General features: G+C 69.5%; 6 protein-coding genes and 2 pseudogenes. 5 read left to right on the forward strand and 3 right to left on the reverse strand.

Annotation, left to right across the window (positions count from 1 at the left end; translation table 11 throughout):
* From AC1ROW_RS22070 to nylB, 5 genes and pseudogenes are all read left to right on the forward strand, one after another.
* Window positions 1–205, forward strand: a pseudogene (locus tag AC1ROW_RS22070) (hypothetical protein); the annotation flags it as partial.
* A complete protein-coding gene (locus AC1ROW_RS22075) occupies window positions 202–975 on the forward strand; it encodes an ABC transporter ATP-binding protein (RefSeq protein WP_079941799.1) in 774 nt (257 codons plus the stop codon). The pseudogene AC1ROW_RS22070 and the gene AC1ROW_RS22075, both read left to right, overlap by 4 nt.
* The gene (locus AC1ROW_RS22080; protein ID WP_012476895.1) at window positions 972–2,039 is read left to right on the forward strand and encodes an endo-type 6-aminohexanoate oligomer hydrolase; all 1,068 of its coding nucleotides are present in this window, start codon (window positions 972–974) and stop codon (window positions 2,037–2,039) included. The genes AC1ROW_RS22075 and AC1ROW_RS22080 overlap by 4 nt, the downstream gene beginning before the upstream one ends.
* A gap of 31 nt (window positions 2,040–2,070) precedes the next feature.
* Window positions 2,071–2,655 (forward strand): cytosine permease, encoded by a 585-nt coding sequence (locus AC1ROW_RS22085; RefSeq protein ID WP_079941800.1) that lies wholly within the window; start codon window positions 2,071–2,073, stop codon window positions 2,653–2,655.
* Window positions 2,652–3,830: a 6-aminohexanoate-dimer hydrolase gene (nylB, locus tag AC1ROW_RS22090; RefSeq protein WP_012476894.1), complete on the forward strand. Its 1,179-nt coding sequence runs from the start codon at window positions 2,652–2,654 to the stop codon at window positions 3,828–3,830. The genes AC1ROW_RS22085 and nylB overlap by 4 nt, the downstream gene beginning before the upstream one ends.
* Window positions 3,831–3,949: 119 nt before the next feature.
* Here the strand turns inward: nylB and smpB are convergent, their stop codons facing one another.
* The 3 genes and pseudogenes from smpB to AC1ROW_RS22105 all read right to left on the reverse strand — a co-directional run.
* Window positions 3,950–4,429 carry an SsrA-binding protein SmpB gene (gene smpB, locus AC1ROW_RS22095; RefSeq protein ID WP_079941835.1) on the reverse strand — a complete coding sequence of 160 codons (480 nt, stop codon included), beginning with the start codon at window positions 4,427–4,429 and terminating at the stop codon, window positions 3,950–3,952.
* Between the two features lie 250 nt (window positions 4,430–4,679).
* A complete protein-coding gene (gene ftsX, locus AC1ROW_RS22100) occupies window positions 4,680–5,594 on the reverse strand; it encodes a permease-like cell division protein FtsX (RefSeq protein WP_079941836.1) in 915 nt (304 codons plus the stop codon).
* Window positions 5,591–5,855: pseudogene (locus tag AC1ROW_RS22105) on the reverse strand (hypothetical protein); the annotation flags it as partial. The gene ftsX and the pseudogene AC1ROW_RS22105, both read right to left, overlap by 4 nt.

Raw genomic sequence — 5,855 nt, forward strand, 5'->3', positions numbered from 1 at the left:
CTTGAAATCCGTCATCGTTCCGTCCGTCCAATCTCCGCCAAGCATGCTCAAGCTTCACGATTTTTGCAACAGAGCCCACCAGGGGCGTATCGTCGAGGAGGGCCCGACCGCGCGGGTGCTCGACGAGCCGCGGGCGGACTACACGAGAACGCTGGTCGCGGCCATGCCCGGCCGCGCGGATCTCGCGGCGAAGGAGACGGAATGATGTCTGCGAAGACGACCCCCGTGCTGGAGCTGCGCGATGTCAGCGTCGCGTTCACGAGCGGGGCGGGAGCGAAGCGGCGGACCGTCCGCGCCATGAACGCGGTGACGCTCGAGGTCGCCCCGGGCGAGACCCTGGGGCTGGTGGGCGAGTCCGGATCGGGCAAGACCACGACCGCCTCGGTCGCCCTGGGCCTCAAGCGGCCCGACTCCGGCGAGGTGCTGCTGCTCGGGAGCCCCTTCACCCGGTCGCGCAGGGCCAACGCCGGCAAGCTGCAGGCGGTGCTGCAGCATCCGCACTGGTCGCTCAACCCCCGGCGCAAGGTCGGGGAGTCGGTGCGCGAACCGCTCACCGTGGCGCGACGCGACCTCGGCCGCTCCGAGCAGCGGCAGCGCGTGACGGAGATGCTCGAGCAGGTGGGGCTGAACCCCGCCTTCGCCGAGCGCTACCCCCACGAGCTCTCCGGAGGACAGCGCCAGCGCGTCTCGGTGGCCCGGGCGCTCGTGACCGAGCCGCGCTTCATCGTCTTCGACGAGGCCGTGAGCGCGCTCGACGTCGCCGTGCAGATGCAGATCCTCGCGCTCATCCGCGAACTGCAGGCGGAGCACCGCTTCGGCGCCCTCTTCATCTCGCACGATCTCGGCGCGGTGCAGCGCGTCGCCGATCGCGTCGCCGTGCTGTTCCGGGGAGATCTCGTCGAGACCGCCGCGACCGACGAGTTCTTCCGGAACCCCCGGCATCCCTACTCGCAGACACTCTTGGAGGCCCTATGAATACGACACCGGTCCACGCACTCACCGACATCGACGGCGGGATCGCCGTCGATCCCGCACCCCGGCTGGCCGGCCCTCCGGTCTTCGGGGGTCCGGGCAACGACGCCTTCGATCTCGCGCCGGTCAGGAGCACGGGCCGCGAGATGCTGCGGTTCGACTTCCCCGGGGTCAGCATCGGCGCGGCGCACTACGAGGAGGGGCCCACCGGTGCGACCGTGATCCACATCCCCGCCGGCGCCCGCACCGCGGTGGACGCGCGGGGCGGGGCGGTGGGGCTCTCCGGCGGCTACGACTTCAACCACGCCATCTGCCTGGCCGGCGGAGCCGGCTACGGGCTCGAGGCGGGCGCCGGGGTGAGCGACGCGCTCCTGGAACGCCTCGAGCATCGCACCGGCTTCGCCGAGCTCCAGCTGGTGTCGTCGGCGGTCATCTACGACTTCTCGGCGCGCTCCACCGCGGTCTACCCCGACAAGGCGCTCGGCCGCGCGGCGCTCGAATTCGCCGTTCCCGGTGAGTTCCCGCAGGGGCGGGCGGGCGCGGGCATGAGCGCGTCCGCGGGCAAGGTGGACTGGGACCGCACCGAGATCACCGGGCAGGGCGCGGCGTTCCGTCGTCTCGGCGACGTGCGCATCCTCGCCGTCGTCGTGCCGAACCCGGTCGGTGTGATCGTGGACCGCGCGGGCACGGTGGTGCGCGGCAACTACGACGCGCAGACCGGGGTCCGGCGCCACCCGGTGTTCGACTACCAGGAGGCGTTCGCCGAGCAGGTCCCGCCCGTCACCGAGGCCGGCAACACCACGATCAGCGCGATCGTCACGAACGTGCGGATGAGCCCCGTCGAGCTGAACCAGTTCGCCAAGCAGGTGCACAGTTCGATGCACCGCGGCATCCAGCCGTTCCACACCGACATGGACGGCGACACGCTCTTCGCCGTCACCACCGACGAGATCGATCTGCCGACGACCCCGGGGTCGTCGCGCGGGCGGCTGTCGGTGAACGCGACCGCGCTCGGCGCGATCGCCTCCGAGGTGATGTGGGACGCCGTCCTCGAGGCCGGCAAGTAGGGGCCCGGCCCCGGAACAGGAGAGGAACGCTGTGGAGATCATCACCGCGACGGTGACGGGCACGGATCCGGGAAGCCGGGGCGCCGAGATCGGGAGCCGCTTCGGGGAGGGGATCCGCGACGCGGTCGACGGCATGACCACCTACACCGCCAGCATGGCGTTCCAGTCGATCGGCATCCCGATCCGGCGCATCCCCTCGGCCATCATCATCGGCGTGCTCGGCACCTTCTTCACCATCTACCTGGTCATGTCGACCAGCCTGCTCGACGCGGTGAACATCATGCTGCAGGTGCTGATCCTCATCTCGGCTCCGGGCATCACCGTCTACTGCATGGACATCTGGCTGCGCCGCAACCGATACGATGGCCTCGATCTCTTCGACGAGCGCCGGGGGGCGAAGTACTGGTACACCGGCGGCTTCAGCATTCCCGGCCTCGCCGCGGGGATCATCGGCGGCGCTGCCGCCTCCTTCTTCCTCACCACCGATTTCTGGAGCGGCGCGGTCGCCGAGGCCATGGGCTACATCGATCTCTCCGCCCCCGTCGCGATGATCGTCAGCGGTGGCCTCTACTATCTCTTCACCCGCCGCGGCTACACCTTCGGAGACACTCGATGAACGCACGTTCCACCGGCCAGCACCCCGCCAGGTATCCCGGAGCCGCGGCCGGGGAGCCGACACTCGACAGCTGGCAGGAGGCCCCGCACAACCGCTGGGCCTTCGCCCGCCTGGGCGAGCTGCTGCCCACGGCGGCGGTCTCCCGGCGCGACCCGGCGACGCCCGCGGAGCCCGTCGTGCGGCTCGACGCGCTCGCGACGCGGCTCCCCGATCTCGAGCAGCGGCTCGAGGAGACCTGCACCGACGCATTCCTCGTGCTGCGCGGCTCCGAGGTCCTCGCCGAGTACTACCGGGCGGGTTTCGCACCCGACGACCGTCACCTGCTGATGAGCGTCTCGAAGTCGCTGTGCGGCACGGTCGTCGGCGCGCTGATCGACGAGGGGCGCATCGATCCCGCGCAGCCCGTCACCGAGTATGTACCCGAGCTCGCGGGCTCCGTCTACGACGGGCCCTCCGTGCTGCAGGTGCTCGACATGCAGATCTCGATCGACTACAACGAGGACTACGTCGATCCGGCCTCGGAGGTGCAGACCCACGATCGCTCCGCCGGCTGGCGCACGCGGCGAGACGGGGACCCCGCCGACACCTACGAGTTCCTCACCACCCTCCGCGGCGACGGCGGCACCGGCGAGTTCCAGTACTGCTCGGCGAACACCGACGTGCTCGCCTGGATCGTCGAGCGGGTCACCGGTCTGCGCTACGTCGAAGCGCTCTCCACGTACCTGTGGGCGAAGCTCGACGCCGATCGGGATGCGACCATCACGGTCGACCAGACCGGCTTCGGCTTCGCGAACGGGGGCGTCTCCTGCACCGCGCGGGATCTCGCACGCGTGGGCCGCATGATGCTCGACGGCGGCGTCGCTCCCGGCGGACGGGTCGTATCGCAGGGCTGGGTGGAAAGCGTGCTGGCCGGCGGCTCCCGCGAAGCCATGACCGACGAGGGTTTCACCTCCGCATTCCCCGAGGGCAGCTACACGCGCCAGTGGTGGTGCACGGGCAACGAGCGCGGCAACGTGAGCGGCATCGGCATCCACGGCCAGAACCTCTGGCTCGATCCGCGCACCGACTCCGTGATCGTCAAGCTCTCGTCGTGGCCCGATCCCGACACCCGGCACTGGCACGGGCTGCAGAGCGGGATCCTGCTCGACGTCAGCCGTGCCCTCGACGCGGTGTAGGCGGCGTGACCGGCGTCGGCACCGCGCCGGTGGATCCTGCGACTGCCTGACGCGGTGGCGCCACCGCGTCAGGCGCGTCGCAGGATCCGCCCGCGACGCGGGGACACCCGAGGGAGCGCCTACTCCCCCATCCGGTTGCGGGTGCGCATCGCCCGTTCGGCCTCGCGCTTGTCCTGCCGCTCGCGCATGGTCTGGCGCTTGTCGTACTCCTTCTTGCCCTTCGCGAGGGCGATCTCGACCTTCGCGCGGCCGTCGAGGAAGTACAGGCGCAGCGGCACGATCGTCATGCCGCCCTCGCGGGTCTTCTGGTAGAGCTTGTCGATCTGCTGGCGGTGCAGCAGCAGCTTGCGCTTGCGGCGCGGCGCGTGGTTCGTCCACGAGCCGTTGAGGTACTCGGGGATGTAGGCGGCGTCGAGCCAGGCCTCGCCGCGCTCGATGAACACGTATCCGTCGACGAGCGACGCGCGTCCCATGCGCAGCGACTTCACCTCGCTGCCCGTGAGCACCAGGCCCGCCTCGTAGGTGTCGAGGATGTGGTACTCGTGCCGGGCCTTCTTGTTGGAGGCGATCAGCTTCTCGCCGGTCTCCTTCGGGCTCATGTCACATCCTTCCTGCGGCCGGGGTGGTTCGGGGTCCGCGCTCACGCGCGAAGAACCAGCTTATCGCACACCGCCGCCGTTCCGCCCGCCACGCCGAGCCGCCCGGCCTCGAGGCGCCCGAACCGAGCCGATTGCTCCAACCCGCACGGATTATCGGCGCGGGAGGGCTCGGGCTCGCACGATGGGCTCGGTTTCGACGAGCCCCGGCCCCGAGATCCGGATCCGCGGCCCGCCCCGGGGACGCTCTGCGCTACACCCGCAGGTATCTGGTGATCGCGATCTTCGCCGCGATCGCCGAGAGCACCACTCCCACCAGCACGAGGATCGGCGGCACCACGAGCGCCTGCTCCACCGTGATGTAACTCGTGAACGGCACCTCCCGGGCGAGGAATCCCTGCACGAAGAAGCGCACGATCGCCACCGACGCGGCGCTCGCGAGCACGGCGCCGAAGAGCGCGGCGATGATGCCCTCCAATATGAAGGGGGTCTGGATGAACCGGTTCGACGCGCCCACGAGGCGCATGATCCCGATCTCCCGCCGGCGCGAGAACGCCGAGAGCCTGATCGTGGTCGAGATCAGCAGCATGGCCGCCACCAGCATGAGCCCCGCGATGACGATCGCCGTGTAGCTCGCCACCCCCAGGAACAGGAAGATCCGATCGAGCAGGCTGCGCTGGTCCGAGACGCTCTGCACGCCGGGGATGCCCGAGAACGTCTCCGTGATGATGTCGGAGCGCGAGGGATCCTTGAGCTTGATCCAGAAGGTCTGGTTGAGCTGCTCCGGCTTCGTGATGTCGACGATCGGGTTGCCCTCGAACTGCTGCACGAACTCCTTGTAGGCCTGCTCGTGCGTCACGAAGAAGAAGTCGTCGACGTAGGGGCGCAGCGTGTCCGACTGCAGCGCCTCCTCGACGGCCGCGATCTCGTCCTCGCCCGCGTCCTCGCCGGCGCAGGTCGAACTCTGGTCGTAGTCCGTGCAGAGGTAGACGGCCACCTGCGCGCGGTCGTACCAGAACGTCTTCATCTGCTGGATCTGCAGCTGCATCAGGATCGCCGCCCCCACGAAGGTGAGCGACACGAAGGTCACCAGCACCACGGAGATGACCACCGACATATTGCGGCGCAGGCCGTTCCAGACCTCGCCGAGCACCAGTCCCGCCCTCATCGCACCGGCCCCACATCCGTCTGGTCGTCGTTCTTCCGGCGCAACCCGAGGTGCTCCGCCAGGCTGCCGGTCTCGGACATGCGCACGGGATCCATCGGGCGATCCGGATCGAGGAAGCTCGGGATCCGGCGCGCCTGCGGCCCGCCGGAGCGCACCGTGTCGTCATCGTCGATGTCGGAGTCGTCGGGGCTCTGTTGCAAAGATTGGCGGCAGTCAGAGGTAGGCTGTCGCTCTGCGCCGATCAGGCGGCTGCTGCGAAAT

It is taken from the genome of Leifsonia sp. GW821-FHT13C09, from assembly GCF_058806435.1.